This window comes from Rhizobium sp. BK418, assembly GCF_004341105.1.
Classification (GTDB): Bacteria; Pseudomonadota; Alphaproteobacteria; order Rhizobiales; family Rhizobiaceae; genus Rhizobium.
In genome coordinates, this window is record NZ_SLZK01000001.1 from 186,915 (window position 1) to 207,323 (window position 20,409).

General features: G+C 59.4%; 22 protein-coding genes and 1 pseudogene. 13 read left to right on the plus strand and 10 right to left on the minus strand.

Going from position 1 to position 20,409, the window contains the following annotated elements; translation table 11 throughout:
- Nucleotides 1–143 precede the first annotated feature (143 nt).
- Both parC and EV281_RS00900 read left to right on the plus strand, forming a co-directional pair.
- Complete coding sequence (gene parC, locus EV281_RS00895; protein WP_132651095.1) at nucleotides 144–2,399, plus strand: DNA topoisomerase IV subunit A; 2,256 nt, start codon at nucleotides 144–146, stop codon at nucleotides 2,397–2,399.
- A 163-nt stretch (nucleotides 2,400–2,562) separates the two neighbouring features.
- Nucleotides 2,563–3,060: an SRPBCC domain-containing protein gene (locus EV281_RS00900; RefSeq protein WP_132651096.1), complete on the plus strand. Its 498-nt coding sequence runs from the start codon at nucleotides 2,563–2,565 to the stop codon at nucleotides 3,058–3,060.
- On the opposite strand, the gene EV281_RS00905 is transcribed toward EV281_RS00900, so the two are convergent.
- The 6 genes from EV281_RS00905 to hemB all read right to left on the minus strand — a co-directional run bounded on the left by EV281_RS00905 (nucleotide 3,050) and on the right by hemB (nucleotide 7,100).
- Nucleotides 3,050–3,439 (minus strand): type II toxin-antitoxin system death-on-curing family toxin, encoded by a 390-nt coding sequence (locus EV281_RS00905; protein WP_132651097.1) that lies wholly within the window; start codon nucleotides 3,437–3,439, stop codon nucleotides 3,050–3,052. The two genes, EV281_RS00900 and EV281_RS00905, sit on opposite strands and share 11 nt — an antisense overlap.
- On the minus strand, nucleotides 3,439–3,660 hold the full coding sequence (locus EV281_RS00910; protein ID WP_132651098.1) for an AbrB/MazE/SpoVT family DNA-binding domain-containing protein: 222 nt from the start codon (nucleotides 3,658–3,660) through the stop codon (nucleotides 3,439–3,441). The genes EV281_RS00905 and EV281_RS00910 overlap by 1 nt, the downstream gene beginning before the upstream one ends.
- Nucleotides 3,661–3,718: 58 nt before the next feature.
- A complete protein-coding gene (locus tag EV281_RS00915) occupies nucleotides 3,719–4,597 on the minus strand; it encodes a DMT family transporter (protein ID WP_132651099.1) in 879 nt (292 codons plus the stop codon).
- Nucleotides 4,597–5,373 carry an arginyltransferase gene (locus EV281_RS00920; protein ID WP_132651100.1) on the minus strand — a complete coding sequence of 259 codons (777 nt, stop codon included), beginning with the start codon at nucleotides 5,371–5,373 and terminating at the stop codon, nucleotides 4,597–4,599. Before EV281_RS00920 ends, EV281_RS00915 begins: the two co-directional genes overlap by 1 nt.
- Before the next feature lie 181 nt (nucleotides 5,374–5,554).
- On the minus strand, nucleotides 5,555–6,013 hold the full coding sequence (locus EV281_RS00925) for an RDD family protein (RefSeq protein ID WP_132651101.1): 459 nt from the start codon (nucleotides 6,011–6,013) through the stop codon (nucleotides 5,555–5,557).
- A 73-nt stretch (nucleotides 6,014–6,086) separates the two neighbouring features.
- Complete coding sequence (hemB, locus tag EV281_RS00930) at nucleotides 6,087–7,100, minus strand: porphobilinogen synthase (protein WP_132651102.1); 1,014 nt, start codon at nucleotides 7,098–7,100, stop codon at nucleotides 6,087–6,089.
- A 135-nt stretch (nucleotides 7,101–7,235) separates the two neighbouring features.
- Between hemB and EV281_RS00935 the strand changes: the two genes are divergently transcribed.
- From EV281_RS00935 to EV281_RS00965, 7 genes are all read left to right on the plus strand, one after another.
- Entirely contained in the window at nucleotides 7,236–7,673 is a 438-nt protein-coding gene (locus EV281_RS00935; RefSeq protein WP_132651103.1) for a DUF6163 family protein, read from the plus strand.
- A gap of 128 nt (nucleotides 7,674–7,801) precedes the next feature.
- A complete protein-coding gene (locus EV281_RS00940; RefSeq protein WP_132651104.1) occupies nucleotides 7,802–8,314 on the plus strand; it encodes a MarR family winged helix-turn-helix transcriptional regulator in 513 nt (170 codons plus the stop codon).
- 442 nt (nucleotides 8,315–8,756) lie between these two features.
- Entirely contained in the window at nucleotides 8,757–10,058 is a 1,302-nt protein-coding gene (locus EV281_RS00945) for a L,D-transpeptidase family protein (protein ID WP_132651105.1), read from the plus strand.
- 180 nt (nucleotides 10,059–10,238) lie between these two features.
- The gene (glyA, locus tag EV281_RS00950) at nucleotides 10,239–11,537 is read left to right on the plus strand and encodes a serine hydroxymethyltransferase (RefSeq protein WP_132651106.1); all 1,299 of its coding nucleotides are present in this window, start codon (nucleotides 10,239–10,241) and stop codon (nucleotides 11,535–11,537) included.
- Nucleotides 11,538–11,645: 108 nt separating this feature from the next.
- Nucleotides 11,646–12,122: a transcriptional regulator NrdR gene (gene nrdR / locus EV281_RS00955; RefSeq protein WP_132651107.1), complete on the plus strand. Its 477-nt coding sequence runs from the start codon at nucleotides 11,646–11,648 to the stop codon at nucleotides 12,120–12,122.
- A 2-nt stretch (nucleotides 12,123–12,124) separates the two neighbouring features.
- Complete coding sequence (gene ribD / locus EV281_RS00960) at nucleotides 12,125–13,264, plus strand: bifunctional diaminohydroxyphosphoribosylaminopyrimidine deaminase/5-amino-6-(5-phosphoribosylamino)uracil reductase RibD (RefSeq protein WP_132651108.1); 1,140 nt, start codon at nucleotides 12,125–12,127, stop codon at nucleotides 13,262–13,264.
- Entirely contained in the window at nucleotides 13,264–13,881 is a 618-nt protein-coding gene (locus EV281_RS00965; RefSeq protein ID WP_132651109.1) for a riboflavin synthase, read from the plus strand. The genes ribD and EV281_RS00965 overlap by 1 nt, the downstream gene beginning before the upstream one ends.
- On the opposite strand, the gene EV281_RS00970 is transcribed toward EV281_RS00965, so the two are convergent.
- The 3 genes from EV281_RS00970 to EV281_RS00980 form a co-directional block, all read right to left on the minus strand.
- Nucleotides 13,878–14,393: a GNAT family N-acetyltransferase gene (locus tag EV281_RS00970; RefSeq protein WP_132651110.1), complete on the minus strand. Its 516-nt coding sequence runs from the start codon at nucleotides 14,391–14,393 to the stop codon at nucleotides 13,878–13,880. The two genes, EV281_RS00965 and EV281_RS00970, sit on opposite strands and share 4 nt — an antisense overlap.
- A 42-nt stretch (nucleotides 14,394–14,435) precedes the next feature.
- Nucleotides 14,436–14,930: a cupin domain-containing protein gene (locus EV281_RS00975; protein WP_132651111.1), complete on the minus strand. Its 495-nt coding sequence runs from the start codon at nucleotides 14,928–14,930 to the stop codon at nucleotides 14,436–14,438.
- Between the two features lie 115 nt (nucleotides 14,931–15,045).
- Nucleotides 15,046–15,402 carry a hypothetical protein gene (locus EV281_RS00980; protein WP_132651112.1) on the minus strand — a complete coding sequence of 119 codons (357 nt, stop codon included), beginning with the start codon at nucleotides 15,400–15,402 and terminating at the stop codon, nucleotides 15,046–15,048.
- 344 nt (nucleotides 15,403–15,746) lie between these two features.
- On the opposite strand from EV281_RS00980, the gene EV281_RS00985 reads away from it, so the two are divergent.
- From EV281_RS00985 to EV281_RS00995, 3 genes are all read left to right on the plus strand, one after another.
- Entirely contained in the window at nucleotides 15,747–16,202 is a 456-nt protein-coding gene (locus EV281_RS00985; RefSeq protein WP_132651113.1) for a 6,7-dimethyl-8-ribityllumazine synthase, read from the plus strand.
- A 3-nt stretch (nucleotides 16,203–16,205) separates the two neighbouring features.
- On the plus strand, nucleotides 16,206–16,688 hold the full coding sequence (gene nusB / locus EV281_RS00990) for a transcription antitermination factor NusB (protein ID WP_132651114.1): 483 nt from the start codon (nucleotides 16,206–16,208) through the stop codon (nucleotides 16,686–16,688).
- A 195-nt stretch (nucleotides 16,689–16,883) separates the two neighbouring features.
- Nucleotides 16,884–19,022: a sodium-translocating pyrophosphatase gene (locus EV281_RS00995; RefSeq protein ID WP_132651115.1), complete on the plus strand. Its 2,139-nt coding sequence runs from the start codon at nucleotides 16,884–16,886 to the stop codon at nucleotides 19,020–19,022.
- Between the two features lie 70 nt (nucleotides 19,023–19,092).
- On the opposite strand, the gene EV281_RS01000 is transcribed toward EV281_RS00995, so the two are convergent.
- Nucleotides 19,093–19,626 carry an outer membrane protein assembly factor BamE gene (locus EV281_RS01000; RefSeq protein ID WP_132651116.1) on the minus strand — a complete coding sequence of 178 codons (534 nt, stop codon included), beginning with the start codon at nucleotides 19,624–19,626 and terminating at the stop codon, nucleotides 19,093–19,095.
- A gap of 188 nt (nucleotides 19,627–19,814) precedes the next feature.
- Between EV281_RS01000 and EV281_RS01005 the strand changes: the two are divergent.
- A pseudogene (locus EV281_RS01005) lies at nucleotides 19,815–20,406 on the plus strand (ubiquinol-cytochrome C chaperone family protein).
- Nucleotides 20,407–20,409 lie beyond the last annotated feature (3 nt).

Genomic DNA, 20,409 nt, shown 5'->3' on the forward strand with positions numbered 1-20,409 from the left:
ATATTTGTTGAGAGGATCGGCAAACGAAGTTCCAAATTCGGGCGCCACCTTTTATGGTTTTCATGTCAACACCAAGACGTCATCCACAGCCGGAATGCCCGGATTCCTTGCCCCACAGGGGTTTCTGAGCTAGTCAGGATTCCATGGGACAAGAGATTTTACCGCCTTCCGGCGGAGACGGCGACAATATTCATCCGGTCGATCTGAAGGCGGCGCTCGAAGAGCGCTACCTTCGCTATGCGCTGTCGACCATCATGCACCGTGCATTGCCTGACGTGCGCGATGGCCTGAAGCCGGTCCATCGCCGCATCGTCTATGCGATGAACGACATGGGCCTGCGGCCGAATGCGGCCTTCAGGAAATGCGCCAAGATCGTCGGCGAAGTGATGGGTAACTATCACCCGCATGGCGACCAGTCGATCTATGACGCGCTGGCGCGTCTCGCGCAGGATTTCTCGCAGCGCTACACGTTGGTGAACGGGCAGGGCAATTTCGGCAATATCGATGGCGACAGTCCCGCCGCCATGCGATACACCGAATCGAAGATGACCGCGGTCTCCGAACTGCTGCTCGAAGGCATCGATCAGGACGCCGTCGATTTCCGCGACACCTACGACGAATCCAATTCCGAACCGATCGTTCTTCCCGGTGCCTTCCCAAACCTTCTGGCCAACGGTTCCTCGGGTATTGCGGTCGGCATGGCGACGTCAATTCCCTCGCACAACGTGCATGAGGTCTGCGACGCGGCACTGCATCTGATCAAGCATCCCGATGCTACGGTCGAGAAGCTCGTTGAATTCATCCCCGGCCCGGATTTCCCGACCGGCGGCATCATCATCGACAACAAGGAAAGCATCATCGAGAGCTACCGCACTGGCCGCGGCGGCTTTCGCGTGCGTGCGAAATGGGAGACGGAAGATCTCGGCCGCGGCGGCTACCAGATCATCGTCACCGAGATTCCGTTCCAGGTGCAGAAGTCGCGCCTGATCGAAAAGATCGCCGAGCTTTTGATTGCCCGCAAGCTGCCGCTGCTGGAAGACATCAGAGATGAGTCGGCCGAGGATATTCGCATCGTCCTGGTGCCGAAGAGCCGCACTGTCGATCCGACCATCCTTATGGAATCGATGTTCAAGCTGACGGAACTTGAAAGCCGCTTCCCGCTGAACATGAACGTGCTGTCGATGGGTGTGATCCCGCGCGTCATGGCGCTGAACGAGGTGCTGAAGGAGTGGCTGGACCACCGCCGCGAGGTTCTGCAGCGCCGCTCGCGCTTCCGCCTCGCCGCCATCGACAGGCGCCTCGAAATCCTCGGTGGTTTGCTCGTAGCCTACCTGAATATCGATGAAGTGATCCGCATCATCCGCGAAGAAGATGAGCCGAAACCCGTCATGATGGCGCGCTGGGACCTGACCGACGTTCAGGTCGAGGCGATTCTCAACATGCGGCTGCGCGCCCTGCGCAAGCTCGAAGAATTCGAGATCCGCAAGGAGCACGACGAACTCACCAAGGAAAAGGCCGATATCGAGGCGCTGCTTGCTTCCGACGAGAAGCAGTGGCAGACAGTTTCCTGGGAAATCGGTGAGGTGAAGAAGAAATTCGCCAAGGCGACCGAAATCGGCCGCCGCCGAACGCAGTTCGCAGAAGCGCCCGAGGCCGACGAGGAGGCCATCCAGCACGCGATGATCGAGAAGGAGCCGATCACCGTCGTCGTCTCCGAAAAGGGCTGGATCCGCGCACTGAAGGGCCACATTTCCGATACGTCGACATTGGCCTTCAAGGAAGGCGATGGCCTGAAGGTTGCCTTCCCGGCGCAAACGACCGACAAGATCCTGATCGTCACGACCGGCGGCAAGGTCTTCACCCTCGGCGGCGATAAGCTGCCCGGTGGCCGTGGCCACGGCGAACCTCTGCGCATCATGATCGACATGGATAACGATCAGGACGTGTTGACTGCCTTCGTTCACGACCCGGCGCGCAAGATGCTGCTCGTCTCGACTGCCGGCAATGGTTTCGTGGTGCCGGAAGCGGAAATGGTCGCCAATACCCGCAAGGGCAAGCAGATCATGAACGTCTCCATGCCTGATGAGACGAAGCTTCTCGTTCCCGCGAACGGTGATCACGTTGCGGTCGTCGGCGAAAATCGTAAGATGCTGGTCTTCCCGCTGAGCCAGGTGCCGGAAATGACGCGAGGCAAGGGCGTGCGCCTGCAACGCTACAAGGATGGCGGCATTTCCGACATTCGCTGCTTTGCGATCACCGATGGCCTGAACTGGGAAGACAGCGCCGGCCGCACCTTCACGAAGAACAAGGACGAGCTTGCCGAATGGCTGGCCGACCGCGCTACCGCCGGCCGTACCGTGCCGAAGGGCTTCCCGCGCAGCGGTAAATTCGCCGGCTGATCCCGGAATTTTGAGGCTCCGCCCTTGGCAGGCGGGGCAACTCCTCTATCTCCGTCCTGTCACCCAAAATAAGAGCCTATAAAGAAGGGCAATGTCGTTCTGTGGGCGGACGGGATGGCCGTGAACCGTCCGCTTAAAGCGTGCGAACGATGGAGGAACGTCGATGCCTGCCGCCAATACCATCAAACTGCATGTCGCCCACAGCTACAGGGCGCCGCCCGCTACGGTTTATGATGCCTGGCTCAATCCCGAAATCGCCCGTCGCTTTTTATTTGCGACCGACGACGGCCATGTCATCCGCGCCGATATCGACCCGCGCGTCGGCGGCCGCTTCATCATCGTCGACCGCCGCCCGACTGGCGATGCCTTTCATCACGGCGTCTTCCTGGAATTGAAGCGCCCTAGACACATCGTCTTTTGCTTTTCGGTCGAGGAGCACGACCATAATTGTGATCGTGTCGAAATCGACATCGAACCGCTCGGCAGCGGCAGCCGCCTGACCCTCACGCACGAGATGTGCGCTGAGTGGGCGGAATATGAGGAAAAGACCCGTCAGGGCTGGACGCATATCGTCGAAGGGCTGGATCGGGAACTGGAGCTTTCCGCTGGTTCGAAACGATCGAATCCCGAAGCAGGCCAGTCTGCAGGCGCTACGGCGTGAGCGGAAGTGTGTGATCGCGCAGGAAGCGGGTTGCGCCGTCCTCGTCGATTTCGCCTGCTGCCACACCTATAACAAAAGTGTACAGGTGAGCGTCGGTCGTCTCTATCGAATAGCCGTGCTGCAATAGAAAGACACCGCAACTGACAACGGCGATCCGTTTGTTTCCGTCAAGAAACGCGTGATTGCGCGCCAAACCGAAAAGATATGCGGCGGCAAGCTCAATGATGTCATCGCATCCGTAGTTTGCCTTGTTGATGGGGCGCCCCAGAGCGGATTCCAGCGAACCTTCATCCCGAAGGCCAGCGAGGCCGCCAAACCGTTCGATCTGCATCGCGTGCATCTGCTCGACCAGCCGTCTGCTCAGAAACTTCAATGTCATTATTCGGCAAGCTTCTTGAGCGCGACCTTATACTTCTCCATGAAGAGACGGGCGGCATTAAGCTCTTCGGAGATATCCTCATCAACAGGCTGCATATAAAAGCGACCGTCCTCGGCCTGAAGCTCCAGAATATCTCCCGCCTTCAACCCAAAACGGTCCAGCACTTCCTTCGGAATAATCACGCCTTCCGAATTGCCGATCTTACGAATGGTGACGTTCATCATCGCCTCTTGTTGTAACAGGGTTATAACCGAAAGATACGCTACAACCAGTGGCCAATCAAGCGATTTGAACGGCTTTGCTCCGGGGCATCAAGACCGAGTGCACCGCAATCGCCGCAACGAGTATCGCGCCGCCGAGGAGGGTCATGGCGGCGGGTGTTTCGGCGAAGATCAGCCAGACCCAGATCGGCGCAAGTACCGTCTCCAGCAGGTAGAACATGCCGACTTCGGGTGCGGAGAGGTAACGCGGTCCGGTCGCAAGACACCAAAAGGCCACCGGCATCATGATGGCACCATTGAAGACGATCCAGCCGGGATGGGCGATTGAAAGTCCTGAAGGCAGGACCTGCGCTAGGCCGAGTACGGCTGGCAAGATTGCGGCAAGCAGCGGAACGAAACCCATCTCCCGGCGCGAGGCCCGTCCGACAGTGATGGCGGCGGCAAGCACCAGTGCGCTCAAAAGCGCCATGGTGTCGCCAAAGACGTGGCCGCTCGAAAGTCCCTCGCGCGCGATCAGCCCGACGCCGAAGATCATGAACAGCATGGCGATCAAAGTTACCGGCTGCGGTTTCTCCTTGAGAAACAGCCACGACAGCAGCGCTCCGAACATCGGATTGAAGGCGACGATGAAGACAACATTGGCGGTGGCCGTGTTGAAGACTGCCAAGACGAAGGTCACGGAAGAGAGGCCGTAGAGCAGTCCGGCAACCAGTCCAGGGCGACCTAGCACGAGCGGCGGCCATTTGCCGGAGAAAAAGCGCATCGCAATCAGGATGACGAATGTGGCAAGAACCGTCGCCAGGCTTCGTGCGGTCAGGATCGACCAGATATCGCCATCGGCAAGACGAACGAGCGGAATATCCATGGAAAGCGCCAGTCCGCCGACTGCCGTCAGCAACAGGCCCTTCCGGTGATCGGAAAGGTGGGCAGGAAGCATCAGTCCTGCGGATCGTCCTGGAGGGAAGAGGGATCGAAGCGTTCCCAACCGCGCGGCGTCAGATGTTCCTGCGGCTGGAAGCGTGTCTTGTAATCCATCTTCCGCGATCCCCGAACCCAATAACCGAGGTAGACATGCGGAAGGCCGAGCGCCTTCGTGCGGCGCACATGATCGAGGATCATGAAGGTGCCCAGCGAGCGCCGGTCAAGATCGGGATTGAAATAGGAATAAACCATGGAAAGACCGTCGCTCATCGTGTCGGTCAGCGCGGCGGCGAGCAACTCGCCCTTCGGCCGTGTTTCCAGCCCCGAGCCCTCCTCGCGCCGGCGGTATTCGATGATCTTGGTGTTTACGTGCGTGTCTTCCACCATGATTGCGTAGTCGAGCACGGTCATATCGGACATGCCGCCCTGTTGGTGGCGAAAGTCGAGATAGCGGCGGAAGAGGGAATATTGCTCGCTCGACGGCTGGGCCGCAAACTCCGTGGAAATGACATCGGAATTGGCCGCCAGCACCCGCTTCATCGATTTGGTGGGTTCGAATTCCTGCGCCAGGATGCGCACGGACACGCAGGCGCGACAGGCTTCACAGGCAGGACGATAGGCGATGTTCTGCGAACGGCGGAAGCCGCCCTGGGTCAGGATATCGTTCATCTCCGCCGCTCGCGGGCCGACGAGATGGGTGAAGACCTTGCGCTCCATCTCGTGCGGCAGATACGGACAGGTAGCCGGGGCCGTCAGATAAAACTGCGGGGATGGCGTGGTCTGCGTATTCATCTCTCGCGGAGATTTCCTTTCGGGGCGCTATCAATCCAGACAGCATGACGTAAGAATAGAAAACGTCAACTGCGCAGCATTCGGTGCCGCGCAATCGAATATTCCATTTCTTGGATATGGCGCTCTTTTGTGGCCGTCAAAGGGCCGACGGAGACTTTATTTCGTCTCCGCATAAGCTGGATCAGACGGTGCGAACCGTCACTGTACCGACGAGAAAATCGTGCAGCAGGCGCGAGCGCTCCGTAAACAGGCCGACCAGCAGAATGAGCGGCGTCAGGACCGAGTTCAGGATCCAGAACAGCGCCAGATGGACGATCGCCGTCAGGAAATCCATCGGCCGGCCGTCGACACGCATGATCGCGATGCCCATCGCGCGCATGCCGAGCGAGGCCTGTGTGGCGCCGCCGACCGTCATGCCGAAATAGAGGCCTGCGACGATGACGAAGAGGGCCGGATAAAGAATGAAGCCGAGCCCCAGCGTGACGATCCCCAGGAAGAAGACGACGATCGCCGCCGGAATGCAGAGCAGGGCAACGATGATATAATCGAGGACAAAGGCAAAGACGCGACGGCTGAGCACGCCGCTATAGGCGCGCCAGTCCTCCGGTGCGGCATAAAGCGGGTTTGGGTTGTAGCTCATCCATATCTCCCTTCGAAAGACGATGCCGCTGATATGGTATCGCCGAGGGGAAATACAATAAATCGCCCGAAAATCACCTTTTTGCGAGGATTTTCGCCACTTCCGGCGCAAAATACGTCAGGATACCGTCGCAACCTGCACGCTTGAAGGCCAGCAGAGTCTCCATCATGATCCGCTCGCCGTCGATCCAGCCATTCATTGCCGCAGCCTTGATCTGCGAATATTCGCCAGACACCTGATAGGCGAAGGTCGGCAGGCCGAAAGCCTCCTTCACCCGCCAGCAGATGTCGATATAGGCAAGACCCGGCTTGACCATCAGCATGTCGGCGCCTTCCTCGACATCGAGGGCGGCGTCGCGGATTGCTTCCGTGCCGTTTGCCGGATTGATGTAATAGCTGTTCTTATCGCCTTTCAGCAGACCCTTGGTATTGATTGCCTCGCGGTAGGGACCGTAGAAACCGGAAGAGAATTTCGTGGCATAGGACATGATGCCGACGCTCTGGTGTCCTGCGGCATCGAGCCCGCGGCGGATTGCGCCGATGCGCCCGTCCATCATTTCGGAGGGGGCGATGATGTCGGCCCCGGCATCGGCCTGCAGGATTGCCGCCTTGACCACCTGATCGACCGTCTCGTCATTGACGATTTCGCCGTCGCGCAAGATGCCGTCATGCCCATGGCTGGTGAAGGGGTCGAGCGCCACATCAGTAATAATGCCGATATTGGCCACCGCCTTTTTGATGGCCGCCGTTGTCTGATTGATAAGGTTATTGGCAACGAGGCTGTTGGAACCCGTTTCGTCACGAAGTTCCATCTCGATATCGGGAAAAGTGGCAATGGCCGGAATGCCGAGATCGGCGGCTTCCTTTGCCGCCTCGACCGCCTTGTCGACGCTCATGCGGTTCACGCCGGGCATGGCAGCGATCGGATCGACGATACCGGTTCCCGGAACGATGAAGATCGGCCAGATCAGATCGTCGACCGTCAGGCGGTTTTCCTGCACCAGCCGGCGCGTCCAGTCTGCCTTGCGGTTGCGCCGCATGCGGCGGTGGCCGGTGATTTCATCCACGAGATGCGTCTTGTCCTGCATGATATCTATCCCTGGGCCATTCCATTTATCGGAGCGGTCATTATCATGCGCTCCGGAAAATCCAAACCGGACGATTGGCCGCGGCGGATGAAACCCGGAAAATTGAATTCGCGACTTGGAACGTGAGGTCTCGCCATGGAACCAGACTCTCCGACGATGCCGAAACGGACGCTGACGGACATCCTCTTCATCTTCTTCCTGCGGCTGGTTGCCGTTTCCTGCTTCTGGTTCGGCCTGCAATACTGGGCGATGCTCGTCGGCTATTCGCTGGTCGGCGCCGGCCGCTTCGATCTGCTGAGCCTGCCGTGGAAGGTCGCGAGCACCTGCCTTGCCGTTCTTTTCCCCGTCGCGTCCCTCGGCCTCTGGCTCACGGTTTCCTGGGGGCCGGTCATCTGGGTGCTGGCCGCCGGAGGCCAGATCCTCATGTATGGCCTGCTTCCGCAGATCTTCGGACCCAACCACCTGATCATCCTGCTCCACGTGATCGTGGCCGTCATCTACTGGATTTTCAGGCTTTCCCTGTGGCTGGAGCGGCGCCGACAGCGTCGTCAAGTAAGCGTTGATTTACCCTGATACATCAAGGGGTTTTCGTAAGCCTCTGTTAAGCCTGCGGTTTAAGTCGAATTTTATATGTATTCGATAGGGTCTCACTCAAGGCGGGAAGAAAACGACACCGCCAAACAAAACAGTGAGGCAGTCAAATGAACACGAAAATTAAGCCGCAGGCGGCATCGACTTTCCACGCACAGGATCAGGCCATCCGTGATCTTTACATGGAATCCCTTCATCTTGTTGAACGTCTTCATCGTCGTCTTCTCGACGTCATCAAGGACGAGTTCGACCGTCAGGGCCGCAGCGACGTCAACGCCATCCAGGCGCTTCTCCTCTTCAACATCGGCAACTCCGAACTGACCGCCGGCGAACTGCGTTCCCGCGGCTACTATCTCGGCTCGAACGTTTCCTACAACGTCAAGAAGCTGGTCGACCTCGGCTTCATCAACCACCAGCGCTCGCGCATCGACCGCCGCTCGGTCCGGATCAGCCTGACCGAAACCGGCCAGGATATCGCCGAAACGGTGGCTCGCCTCTACGAACGCCATATCACCTCGATCGACAAGGTCGGCGGCATCGGCACGGATGAGTTCACCCAGATGAACAAGCTGCTGCAGCGTCTGGATCGCTTCTGGAACGACCAGATTTTGTATCGCCTCTGAGACCCGAAACCTCCTTTCAGGGTTGATGAAAACCGGATGCGTTCCCTGCGCGTCCGGTTTTGCCGTTCGCGCCTGCGTGGCATCTTTGCAACGCATGGCAGACAAGCGAAAAGCCCGGTATTCAAGCCGTTTTTTAGCCGTTATTAACCAGCACCGTTTACCCGTCATATGGTTCGTTGCATGCGGTTTCCGGCAACCGGCAGTCTGTCTCCGGCCCGGCAACACGAATTGGCCATATTGATGTGACAGCGGAATATTCGATAGCGGGCGTCCTCGATGGACCATTGGCGCCATCTTAGGTTGCTCCTCGCGATCTTGTGATGGGACTGGCGGAATTTCCAGGTGCGCCGGCAGTACGAACGGATAGGGATCTGCGTTAAAGCGCGGGGATATCGCAAATAGCCGCGGCTTCCTCCACCGCGGCATTGAGTGGTTGGGACGAATGTCTAAGAAGAACGGAATTGAAGCTCTTTCGCGTCGCGCCTTCCTGGCGTCGGCGGCAACGGTTGGTGCCGGCGCGCTTGCCGCACCAGCATTCGCGCAATCGGCGCTCGATGGCCTGCTGAATGCCCCGAGACGCGGCAACTGGGACGACCAGTTCGATGCTAAAGCCGCCTCGCGCACGGCGACGGCCGTCCTTTCCAATACCCCGATCCTCAGCCCGCAGTCGGTGCCGAGCACGCAGCAGGCGATCATGCAGTATCAGCAGATCGCTTCGGCTGGTGGCTGGCCGGAGGTCAATCCGGGCGATGCCCGCCTGCAGCTCGGCGTCAGCCATCCGGCGGTTCAGGCGCTGCGCCAGCGTCTGGCGATTACCGGCGACCTGCCGCGCGAGGCCGGCCTTTCGAGCGCCTTCGATTCCTATGTCGACGGCGCCGTCAAGCGCTTCCAGGCCCGTCACGGCCTGCCGGCCGATGGCGTGCTCGGCGAATTCACGCTGAAGGCGATGAACATTCCGGCTGACGTCCGTCTGCAGCAGCTGAATACCAACTTGATCCGCCTGCAGACCTTCCCCGAAGATCTCGGCCGCCGCCACCTGATGGTCAACATTCCGGCCGCCTATGTGGAAGCCGTTGAAGACGGCAGCGTTGCGACGCGCCATACCGCGGTTGTTGGCCGCCTGAGCCGTCCGACGCATCTTGTCAACTCGAAGGTCTATGAAGTCATCCTCAACCCGTATTGGACCGCGCCGCGCTCGATCGTCGAAAAGGACATCATGCCGCTGATGCGCAAGGATCCGACTTACCTCGAAAAGAATGCGATCCGGCTGATCGACGGCAAGGGCAATGAGGTCGCCCCGGAAACCGTCGACTGGAATGGCGAGGCGCCGAATCTGATGTTCCGTCAGGATCCGGGCAAGATCAACGCCATGGCCTCCACGAAGATCAACTTCTACAACAAGAACGGCGAGTATATGCACGACACGCCGCAGCAGGGCCTGTTCAACAAGCTCATGCGCTTCGAATCGTCGGGCTGCGTACGCGTCCAGAACGTGCGCGACCTGTCGACCTGGCTGCTGCGCGAGACTCCTGGCTGGAGCCGTCAGCAGATGGAGCAGGTGATCGCAAGCGGCGTCAACACGCCGATCAAGCTTGCCGTCGAAGTTCCTGTTTATTTCGTCTACATCTCCGCCTGGGGCATGCCTGACGGCGTCGTCCAGTTCCGCGACGACATCTACCAGATGGACGGCAATGCCGAACTGGCACTCGACACGACCGCCGGCATGGAGCAGCCGGTCCAGTAATCCGGACAGCAAACGATCTCGAAAGCCGCGCCAAGTGCGCGGCTTTTTCATTTCAGCTAGGCCATGCCCAACGCAAAGTGCTGTCCCCGCGCGCTTAGCCCAGCAAATGTCGTTCTTCGTATTGCCCTCGCATCTGCGGAACGCTAATACCTTGCCGCATTCCACCGTAGGAGCCCGCTCATGACCAATGCTTCCACCGAATCCTTCTTCAATCGTTCGCTTGCAGACGTCGATCCGGAAATCTTCGGCGCGATCGGAAAGGAACTCGGTCGTCAACGGCATGAGATCGAACTGATCGCGTCCGAGAACATCGTTTCCCGCGCCGTTCTGGAAGCCCAGGGCTCCATCATGACCAACAAATATGCCGAGGGTTATCCAGGCAAGCGCTATTATGGCGGCTGCCAGTTCGTCGATATCGCCGAAGAACTCGCGATCGAACGCGCCAAGAAGCTCTTCGGCGTCAACTTCGCCAACGTTCAGCCGAACTCCGGTTCGCAGATGAACCAGGCCGTATTCCTGGCGCTGCTGCAGCCGGGCGATACCTTCATGGGCCTCGACCTCAACTCCGGCGGTCACCTGACGCATGGTTCGCCGGTCAATATGTCCGGCAAGTGGTTCAACGTCGTTTCCTACGGCGTTCGCGACGGCGACAACCTGCTGGATATGGATGAAGTCGAGCGCAAGGCTCAGGAACACAAGCCGAAGCTCATCATCGCCGGCGGCACCGCCTATTCCCGTATCTGGGATTGGAAGCGTTTCCGCGAGATCGCTGACTCGGTTGGCGCCTATCTGATGGTCGACATGGCCCATATCGCCGGTCTCGTTGCCGGTGGCGTGCATCCGTCGCCGTTCCCGCATTGCCATGTTGCTACGACCACGACTCACAAGTCTCTGCGCGGCCCGCGCGGCGGCGTTATCCTCACCAATGACGAGGATCTGGCCAAGAAATTCAACTCGGCTGTCTTCCCCGGCCTTCAGGGCGGCCCGCTGATGCACATTATCGCCGCCAAGGCAGTCGCATTCGGTGAAGCTCTGCAGCCGTCGTTCAAGGACTATGCCGCTCAGATCGTCAAGAACGCCAAGGCGCTTGCTGAAACCCTTGTCGCTGGTGGCCTTGATGTCGTCTCCGGCGGCACGGACAACCATCTGATGCTGGTCGACCTGCGCAAGAAGAACGCAACCGGCAAGCGCGCCGAAGCAGCCCTCGGCCGCGCCTACATCACCTGCAACAAGAACGGCATTCCCTTCGATCCCGAAAAGCCTTTCGTCACCTCCGGTGTGCGCCTCGGCGCCCCGGCTGGCACGACGCGCGGCTTCAAGGAAGCCGAATTCCGCGAGATCGGTAATCTTATCGTTGAAGTTCTCGATGGCCTGAAGGTTGCCAATTCTGACGAGGGCAATGCCGCCGTCGAGGCCGCTGTCCGCGGTAAGGTGCTGAATTTGACCGATCGCTTCCCCATGTATGATTATATGGGCTAGAGCGCCCCGTGCGCCCGTTCGGGCGCACACGCTTTAACTCTTTGAATATGCGCATTAGACTTTCCGAAAATCGATACCGGTTTTCGGGCCGATGCTGAAGGAGAAGGCATGCGCTGCCCGTATTGCGGTTCGGAAGACACTCAGGTCAAAGATTCCCGCCCGGCAGAGGATAATACCTCCATCCGCCGCCGTCGCATCTGTCCGGATTGCGGCGGCCGTTTCACAACCTTCGAGCGCGTGCAGCTGCGCGAGCTGATGGTCATCAAGAAGACCGGCCGCAGGGTTCCTTTCGATCGTGACAAGCTGGTTCGATCCTTCGACGTGGCGCTGCGCAAACGCCCCGTCGATCGTGATCGTATCGAGCGCGCCGTCTCCGGTATCGTGCGCCGGCTGGAAAGTTCGGGCGAGACGGAAATCTCCTCCGAGCAGATCGGTCTGCAGGTCCTCGAAGCCATGAAGAGCCTCGATGATGTCGGCTTCGTGCGCTACGCCTCGGTCTATCGCGATTTCTCGCATGCCGAGGATTTCGAAAAACTGATCGCCGAGCTGAACGCCAAGATCGCCGGCGATCCACTGGACGTATAATCATGGGCGAGGGGATCGCTCAGCCTGAGGACGAACGCTTCATGGCCGCCGCAATCCGCCTGTCGCGATGGCATACGGGCCAGACGTCCACCAATCCCTCCGTCGGCTGCGTCATCGTTCGCGATGGCGCCATTGTCGGCCGCGCCGTGACTGCACTGGGCGGGCGCCCGCATGCCGAGCCGCAGGCGCTCGCCGAGGCGGGCGAACTTGCCCGCGGTGCGACGGCCTACGTCACGCTCGAGCCCTGCTCGCATCACGGCAAGACGCCGCCCTGCGCCGAGGCCCTGATCGCCTATGGCGTCGGCCGCGTCGTCATCAGCGTGACCGATCCCGATGTCAGAGTGTCCGGCCGCGGCATTTCCATGCTGCGCGATGCCGGCATCGAGGTGACGACGGGCGTGCTGGAGGAGGAGGGCCGACAATCGCTTGCTGGCTATCTCACCCGCCAAACGAAAAACCGCCCCTATGTGACTCTCAAACTTGCCGTTTCCGCCGATGGCATGATCGGTAGGGAAGGGGTAGGGCAGGTGGCGATCACAGGTCCGGAAGCCCGCGCCCAGGTGCAGGCGCTGCGGGCCGAAACCGATGCCATTCTTGTCGGCATCGGCACGGCGATTGCTGACGATCCGCTGCTGACGGTGCGGACACCGGGCCTTGAGGCGCAATCGCCTGTTCGTATCGTGCTCGACCCTATGCTGGCGCTGCCGCTGACGAGCAAGCTCGTCGAGACGGCGCGGGAAGTGCCTGTTATCGTGGTGGCGAGTGAGGAAGTGTCGCCATTAGGGTCCGAGGGGGGTATTTCACCCGCCAACCCCACAGAGATGGACTCCCGCCGCACCGCGCTCGAAGCCGCCGGCGTCGAGATCCTCTACTGCAATCCCTACCACCCCGAAGTCCTGCTGCCGGCGCTTGCCACGCGCGGTATTTCCTCGCTTCTGGTCGAAGGCGGCGCAAAGACTGCGAGGCTTTTTCTTGAAGCAGGTCTTGTCGATCGCATCCAGCTCTATGAGGCGCCTGTCGTCATCGGCGAGGGCGGTATTGAATCCCCGTTGCAGACAACCGACATACCATCCGGTTTTGCCCATAGGGGCACTTATATATTCGGCGCGGATCGCCTGGATGAATACGAAAGAGAGAATTGATGTTCACCGGAATTGTCACTGATATCGGCACGATCGAATCCGTTTCGCCGTTGAAGGAGGGCATCAAGCTCCGTGTTGCGACGAATTACGATCCGGCGACCATCGATATGGGCGCCTCGATCTCCCATTCCGGTATCTGCCTCACCGTGACCGGCCTGCCGCAGGAAGGTAGCAATGGCCGCTGGTTCGAAGTCGAGGCATGGGAAGAGGCACTGCGCCTCACCACCGTTTCCACCTGGCAGCCGGGCAGTCACATCAATCTCGAACGCTCGCTGAAGATCGGCGACGAGCTCGGCGGTCACATCGTCTCCGGCCATGTCGACGGCAAGGCCGAGATCCTCTCGGTGACGGAGGAGGGTGATGCCACGCGCTTCCGTCTGCGCGCACCCAACCATCTCGCCAAATTCGTGGCACCCAAGGGCTCCATCGCACTCGACGGCACATCGCTGACCGTCAATGCCGTTGAAGGCACTGATTTCGATGTACTCCTGATCCGCCACACGCTTGAGGTCACCACCTGGGGCGAGCGCAAGGCAGGCGACTTCGTCAACTTCGAGGTCGATACGATGGCGCGTTATGCCGCTCGCCTCGCCGAGTTTCCGACCGCATCGGCCTAACGCGAAAACTGAATGATCGGGCCGTTGTAGTCCGTCCGCGCCATTTCCTTAAAGCCCAGCTTTTCGGCAACCTTCAGTGACGGCGCATTGTCCGGGTTGATGATGCAGGTCATCGGCCGCCCCGGAAACGTCTCCTCGCCCCAGCCGATGATCGCCTTCAGCGCTTCGGTGGCATAGCCCTTGCCATGGGCGGACGGCATCAGCGCCCAGCCGACTTCCATCGTGCCTTCGATCGGCGGCTGCATCTCCCGTTTGGCTTCGAGAAAGCCCGCTTCGCCGATGAAGCGGCCGCTTTTCTTCTCCTCGATTGCAAAGAAGCCGAAGCCCATGTGGTGCCACATGCCGGCAATCCGCAGCAGCCGTGCCCAGCTCTGCTCTCGGGTGGAGGGCACGCCGCTGATGAAGCGCACGACATCTTCGTCTCGCCAAAGTTCGAAATGCGCGTCGAAGTCGTCACGCCGATGCGCGCGCAGGATGAGCCGTCCGGTCTCCAGTGTCGGAATATCGATCATGAATAAGGGGCCTTGAAACGTGTTCCGATGATGGGGTGGACATCAGGAGCCGGGTTCACCTTCCCAGTAATCGAGCGCATTCTCGCCCCGGCCGATATGGCGGAAGGAACCGCCGTCGCGGTTGGTCTTGGCGAGAAATTTGCCGGAATCGGGATATTCGCAGATTTCAGTCTTCGCCTTCGTCGATAAACCCAAATAGATCAGCGGCGTTGATCCGGTATTGATGATCTGATGTGCCGTTTCCGGGCCACCTGCCGGCGCGCCAAGGACGTCGCCCTGTTTGATCGGATAGCGCTGATCGCCGAAGCGATATTCGCCCGTACCTTCGATAATGTAGAAGAGCTCGTCTTCGACATGATGATTGTGGAAGGGACAGCCGCACTTGCCCGATGGTACTTCATTATAGCTGATGCCGAGATTGGCAAGCCCGAGGTCCTTTCCGAAGGACGCATCGCGGCTTTCGAAGAGCTTTCCCTTGGTCCAGTGATCAAGGGATAGATCGGCCGTATTGATGACAGGCTTTGCGTTCATCGCCATAGAGTCCTCCTTTTTGCGGAAAGACAATCCCATCTGGCTGAAAATGCAACCAGAAAATGGCAGCATGGTCGGTGAGGAGATCAGCCGCCCATGCTCGCCTCCCAAGTTGGCAGCTTTAGCGAACGTAGAACGTAATGCTGCCGTCTGCGGCCTGCTCGGCGTTCACCACGTTACGAACATTGACACCATCATCGTTGAGCTTGCGTGCCAGCGATCTGTTGGCGTCGATGGAGGCTTGGATGGCGTGGACAGCGCTTTGGGGACGCTGAAGGACGGAGCGCGGACCGGTGCTCTCATCATCGAGATTGCGCCAGTTATAGACCGGCTGAACATTGAAGTTGCCCTGGAAGGTACGAAGCGTCTGTTCGATGCCCTGAGCGGTATTCATACCGAGGCTTTCTGCGCGGCTGACGCCGGCAAATGCAAGGGAGGAGAAAGCGGCGGCAATAGCGATTTTAGCAACGCGGTTCATGATGGTATCCTTTCGTCTGCTGTGACGGTCGGCTGTCAATGAGGGGATCGTCTGCGTTACGATTGGGATCTGGCACTGCAGCATTCCCCTTTCAATGGCCTAAGTCACTGAAAATGCATTAATAATTCTTCACGAAATTTGCCTTGGATTTGCCGTTATTGCGTCACCCGGCTAAGCATGTTCTGAGCCTACTTGCGCCACTGAACGGCACCGCCTGCTATCCCATTGCGTATATTTTGTCTTTCCTTTCGAGGCGCCTCCCGAATTTGCTTGCCATTCGCTCGAAGGCGTGTTTTGACCGCGCCTGCCCGAGTGGAAAATGCCCCTCCAAACGTAGGTGACCCATGCCGAGAGAGACCGCTCCCCATATTTTGATCGTCGAAGCACGTTTCTATGACGACATGGCCGATGCTCTTCTGGAAGGCGCGACCGTGGCTCTCGAAGAGGCCGGCGCCACTTTCGACGTCGTTACTGTGCCCGGCGCGCTGGAAATTCCGGCGGCAATTGCCATGGCGCTCGATGGCGCCGATAATGACGGTACGCAGTATGACGGTTTCGTTGCGCTCGGCATGGTCATTCGCGGCGAGACTTATCATTTTGACATCGTGTCGAACGAATCCTCGCGCGCTCTCATGGATCTCGCCGTCAGCGAGTCCCTTGCCATCGGCAACGGTATCCTGACCGTCGAGAACGACGAACAGGCCTGGGCGCGTGCGCGCCGTTCGGACAAGGACAAGGGCGGTTTCGCCGCCCGTGCAGCTCTCACCATGATCGAGCTGAAGAAGAAGTTGGGTGCATAAAGAATGAGCGACGAAAATACCGAACGACCGGTCAAGGCTGCCAACCAGCGGGGCGCGGCGCGCCTTGCGGCTGTGCAGGCTCTATATCAGATGGATATCGGCGGCACCGGCGTTTTGGAAATCGTGGCGGAATATGAGGCGCATCGCCTCGGCCAGGAAATCGACGGCGCGACTTATCTGAAGGCCGACGCGGGCTGGTTCCGTTCGATCGTCTCGGGCGTCGTGCGCGACCAGCTTCGCCTCGACCCCCTGATCGCCTCTGCCCTGCAGGATGACTGGGCGCTGTCGCGTCTCGACAGCACTGTCCGCGCCATCCTGCGTGCCGGCGTCTTCGAACTCGTCGACCGCAAGGACGTGCCGGTCGCCGTCATCGTCACCGAGTATGTCGAGATTGCCCGCGCCTTCTTCGATGATGATGAGCCGAAGCTCGTCAATGCCGTCCTGGACCGCATCGCCAAGCAGGTGCGCGGCGATCAGAAGAAATAGGCACTTAGCCACCAAACAATCCCTCCCTTTCTTTCTGCGGAACTGCAAGGCTTTTGAAGTTTTGTAGTCTTGACGCGACGTTGTCGACCACGCAATCTCCGTTCGCCTGCTGGGCGTTTCTGTGGAGAGGAGTCGATTCAGCAGCATTCGTCGCCGGAGAAGGAGTGAGCTCCGGCTTATGGGAGGAAAGAGCGAATGACCATTCTTTTATTGGTAATCGCATGTGGCCTGCTCTCGGTGGTCTATGCCATCTGGGCAACCCGGTCGGTGCTTGCTGCCGACCAGGGCAACAGCCGCATGCAGGAGATCGCGGGCTATATCCGCGAGGGCGCCCAGGCCTATCTGACGCGCCAGTATAGAACTATTGCCATCGTAGGCATTGTTGTTTTCATTGCAGCATGGCTGCTCCTTTCCGCCACGGCCGCGATCGGTTTCCTGATCGGCGCAGTCCTCTCGGGTGCTGCCGGCTTCATCGGCATGCATGTTTCCGTCCGCGCCAACGTGCGCACCGCCCAGGCAGCATCCGCCAGCCTCAAGGCCGGCCTGGACATTGCCTTCAAGTCAGGCGCGATTACCGGCATGCTGGTCGCCGGCCTCGCGCTGCTCGGCGTTTCCATCTATTATTATATGCTGACAGTCGTACTCGGCCATGAAAATGGCTCGCGTGACGTCGTCGACGCACTCGTGGCGCTCGGCTTCGGAGCATCGCTGATCTCTATCTTTGCTCGTCTCGGCGGCGGCATCTTCACCAAGGGTGCCGATGTCGGCGGCGATCTCGTTGGCAAGGTCGAGGCGGGCATCCCGGAAGATGATCCGCGCAATCCGGCCACCATTGCCGATAACGTCGGCGACAATGTCGGCGATTGCGCCGGCATGGCGGCAGACTTGTTCGAAACCTATGCGGTGACCGTCGTTGCGACCATGGTTCTGGCGGCGATCTTCTTTGCCGGCGCGCCTATCCTGCAGTCGGCTATGATCTATCCGCTGGCAATCTGCGGCGCCTGCATCATCACCTCGATCATCGGCACGTTCTTCGTCAAGCTCGGCCCGAACGGCTCGATCATGGGCGCCCTCTATAAGGGCCTTATCGTCACCGGCCTTCTGTCGATCATCGGTCTTGGTGCTGCAACCTCGATGACTGTCGGCTGGGGTTCACTTGGCCAGGTGGCCGGGTTCGACGTAACCGGCGCGAGGCTCTTCGTCTGCGGCCTCGTCGGCCTCATCGTCACGGCGCTGATCGTCGTCATCACCGAATATTACACCGGGACCGGCAAGCGCCCGGTCGTCTCGATTGCCCAGGCGTCGGTCACCGGCCACGGCACCAACGTCATCCAGGGCCTCGCGGTATCCCTGGAATCGACGGCACTTCCGGCACTGGTCATCGTCGGCGGCATTCTTGCCACTTATCAGCTCGGCGGCCTGTTCGGCATCGGCATCGCGGTCACTGCCATGCTCGGCCTTGCCGGCATGATCGTCGCACTCGATGCCTTCGGTCCGGTCACGGATAACGCCGGCGGCATTGCCGAAATGTCCCACTTGCCACCGGAGGTGCGCAAATCGACCGACGCGCTCGATGCCGTCGGCAACACGACGAAGGCCGTTACCAAGGGTTATGCAATCGGTTCGGCCGGTCTCGGCGCTCTGGTCCTCTTTGCTGCCTATGCGAACGACCTGCAATATTTCGCTTCGCATCCCGACCAGTATCCGTATTTTCAGAATATCGGCACGATCTCATTTGATCTGTCGAACCCTTATGTCGTGGCCGGTCTCTTGTTCGGCGGACTGATTCCGTACCTCTTCGGCGGCATTGCCATGACCGCCGTCGGTCGTGCTGCCGGCGCGATCGTCGAGGAAGTGCGCAAGCAGTTCCGCGAAAAACCCGGTATCATGGAAGGCAAGGAACGGCCTGACTACGGCAAGGCGGTCGACCTGCTGACCAAGGCGGCGATCCGCGAAATGATCATTCCGTCGCTGCTGCCGGTCCTGGCGCCTGTCATCGTCTATTTCGGCGTGCTCGTTATCTCGGGCTCCAAGGCATCCGCCTTTGCAGCCCTTGGTGCATCGCTGCTCGGCGTTATTATCAACGGCCTCTTCGTAGCAATCTCGATGACCTCGGGCGGCGGCGCATGGGACAACGCCAAGAAGAGCTTCGAAGATGGCTTCGTCGACAAGGACGGCGTGCGCCACATGAAGGGTTCCGAGGCCCACAAGGCTTCCGTAACGGGCGATACTGTCGGCGATCCGTACAAGGATACGGCAGGTCCTGCCGTCAACCCGGCGATCAAGATCACCAATATCGTGGCGCTGCTGCTGCTGGCGATTCTTGCAAGCTGAACCACTTTGAAGAGATGAAAAAACCCGCCGGATCGCTCCGGCGGGTTTTTTGTATGAGAAACAGCTTGCCTTAGCGCAGGCTGGATGGGTTCTGCGGCGTGCCGCCGGCACCGCCACCGAAGAGGCTCTTGGCCGCATTTGCTGCACTGCCGCCAGACAGCATCTGCTGCAGGAAGGTGAGTTCGCGCCCGCCAGTCGGCGTAACGCGCGAAATCGTGTCAAACACCTTGCCGTCCTTCAGGGTGTAGTTGGCGCGGCGGGTGACGACGCCGTCCTTATCGAAATAGATGGCGAGAATGCTTTGGTCGGTGACGCGCAGCTTCTGGAATGCCATCGAGCGCTGACGGCGCTGCGAGATATAATAGAAGACTTCCCCGTCAAATGTTGCCGTGGTCGAGGGCGTACCGAGCGACAGCAGCACTTGCTCACGGCTGGATCCTTCAGGCACCAGCGCCAACGACTGCTCGTCGACGATATAGCCGCCGTTCAGTACGGTGCTCGTCTGGCAGCTGGAGAGGGCGGTGGCGGAGGCGATGATGATGGCAATGGCCGCATTGCTGAAGAATTTCTTATCAGACTTGAAATACCGTTTATTCAACGACATCTACTCCCTTGAGTATCGATAGCAGCCATTCCAAACACTGCGTGCTCCCTCCTGCAAAACCATTGTGGCCATTCCGGGGTCGAATTCTCCCGATCTGCCTCGTCGTGCACCGGAGCGCACCTGTCCCGAAACCGGCCACGAACAGCATTGCAATTCGCGCCTGCTTCGGTAAACCAGCTTTCGAAATCATGCAACAAGGCCCGGCGTCGCTCGGTGCCAAGAATGAGGCATTTCCGGAAAAAACAAATGATCTTCGGGCTCTTCGGTAAGAGAAACAGCAATCAGGCGATCGTCGATCGGCAATATGCAACGCTGACGGCTGCCGCCCGCATGCCGGAGCTTTATGAGCGCCTGAATGTGCCCGACACCGTCATGGGCCGCTTCGAGATGCTGTCGATCGTCATGATTCTGTATTTCCGCCGCACCCGCACATCCGGGACGAGTGGCCAGGAAATCGCCCAGGAAATCGTCGACGCATTTTTCCAGGATATCGACTATTCGATTCGTGAACTCGGCATCGGCGACAACAGCGTGCCGAAGCGCATGAAGAAGCTTGCGGGCATGTTTTACGGCCGGCTGGAAGCCTATTCGAAGGCGATGGATGCAGGCGATGCTGTCACTCTTTCCGCAGCCCTTCAGCGCAATATCTATCCGGGAGCGGCTGAGCCTGCCGACATGACCGGGCTGGCACAATGGATGTTGGCGGCAGAGGTCCACTTGTCGGCCATTGCAGAAGAAGCGATCGCTACCGGCTCGGCGACGATTCCTGAGGTCGCCTGAGGA

Excerpts from the sequence above, each read along its gene's own strand:
- EV281_RS00935 (WP_132651103.1), top strand. The coding sequence starts at position 7,236 with ATGGAACCAGACTCTCCGACGATGCCGAAACGGACGCTGACGGACATC.
- EV281_RS00925 (WP_132651101.1), bottom strand. The coding sequence starts at position 6,013 with ATGAGCTACAACCCAAACCCGCTTTATGCCGCACCGGAGGACTGGCGC.
- glyA (WP_132651106.1), top strand. The coding sequence starts at position 10,239 with ATGACCAATGCTTCCACCGAATCCTTCTTCAATCGTTCGCTTGCAGAC.
- hemB (WP_132651102.1), bottom strand. The coding sequence starts at position 7,100 with ATGCAGGACAAGACGCATCTCGTGGATGAAATCACCGGCCACCGCCGC.
- EV281_RS00980 (WP_132651112.1), bottom strand. The coding sequence starts at position 15,402 with ATGAACCGCGTTGCTAAAATCGCTATTGCCGCCGCTTTCTCCTCCCTT.
- EV281_RS01000 (WP_132651116.1), bottom strand. The coding sequence starts at position 19,626 with ATGTCGTTGAATAAACGGTATTTCAAGTCTGATAAGAAATTCTTCAGC.
- EV281_RS00975 (WP_132651111.1), bottom strand. The coding sequence starts at position 14,930 with ATGGCGATGAACGCAAAGCCTGTCATCAATACGGCCGATCTATCCCTT.
- EV281_RS00915 (WP_132651099.1), bottom strand. The coding sequence starts at position 4,597 with ATGCTTCCTGCCCACCTTTCCGATCACCGGAAGGGCCTGTTGCTGACG.
- EV281_RS00970 (WP_132651110.1), bottom strand. The coding sequence starts at position 14,393 with ATGATCGATATTCCGACACTGGAGACCGGACGGCTCATCCTGCGCGCG.
- EV281_RS00985 (WP_132651113.1), top strand. The coding sequence starts at position 15,747 with ATGCCGAGAGAGACCGCTCCCCATATTTTGATCGTCGAAGCACGTTTC.
- nrdR (WP_132651107.1), top strand. The coding sequence starts at position 11,646 with ATGCGCTGCCCGTATTGCGGTTCGGAAGACACTCAGGTCAAAGATTCC.
- ribD (WP_132651108.1), top strand. The coding sequence starts at position 12,125 with ATGGGCGAGGGGATCGCTCAGCCTGAGGACGAACGCTTCATGGCCGCC.
- EV281_RS00940 (WP_132651104.1), top strand. The coding sequence starts at position 7,802 with ATGAACACGAAAATTAAGCCGCAGGCGGCATCGACTTTCCACGCACAG.
- EV281_RS00900 (WP_132651096.1), top strand. The coding sequence starts at position 2,563 with ATGCCTGCCGCCAATACCATCAAACTGCATGTCGCCCACAGCTACAGG.
- parC (WP_132651095.1), top strand. The coding sequence starts at position 144 with ATGGGACAAGAGATTTTACCGCCTTCCGGCGGAGACGGCGACAATATT.
- EV281_RS00965 (WP_132651109.1), top strand. The coding sequence starts at position 13,264 with ATGTTCACCGGAATTGTCACTGATATCGGCACGATCGAATCCGTTTCG.
- EV281_RS00920 (WP_132651100.1), bottom strand. The coding sequence starts at position 5,373 with ATGAATACGCAGACCACGCCATCCCCGCAGTTTTATCTGACGGCCCCG.
- EV281_RS00905 (WP_132651097.1), bottom strand. The coding sequence starts at position 3,439 with ATGACATTGAAGTTTCTGAGCAGACGGCTGGTCGAGCAGATGCACGCG.
- EV281_RS00995 (WP_132651115.1), top strand. The coding sequence starts at position 16,884 with ATGACCATTCTTTTATTGGTAATCGCATGTGGCCTGCTCTCGGTGGTC.
- EV281_RS00910 (WP_132651098.1), bottom strand. The coding sequence starts at position 3,660 with ATGAACGTCACCATTCGTAAGATCGGCAATTCGGAAGGCGTGATTATT.
- EV281_RS00945 (WP_132651105.1), top strand. The coding sequence starts at position 8,757 with ATGTCTAAGAAGAACGGAATTGAAGCTCTTTCGCGTCGCGCCTTCCTG.
- nusB (WP_132651114.1), top strand. The coding sequence starts at position 16,206 with ATGAGCGACGAAAATACCGAACGACCGGTCAAGGCTGCCAACCAGCGG.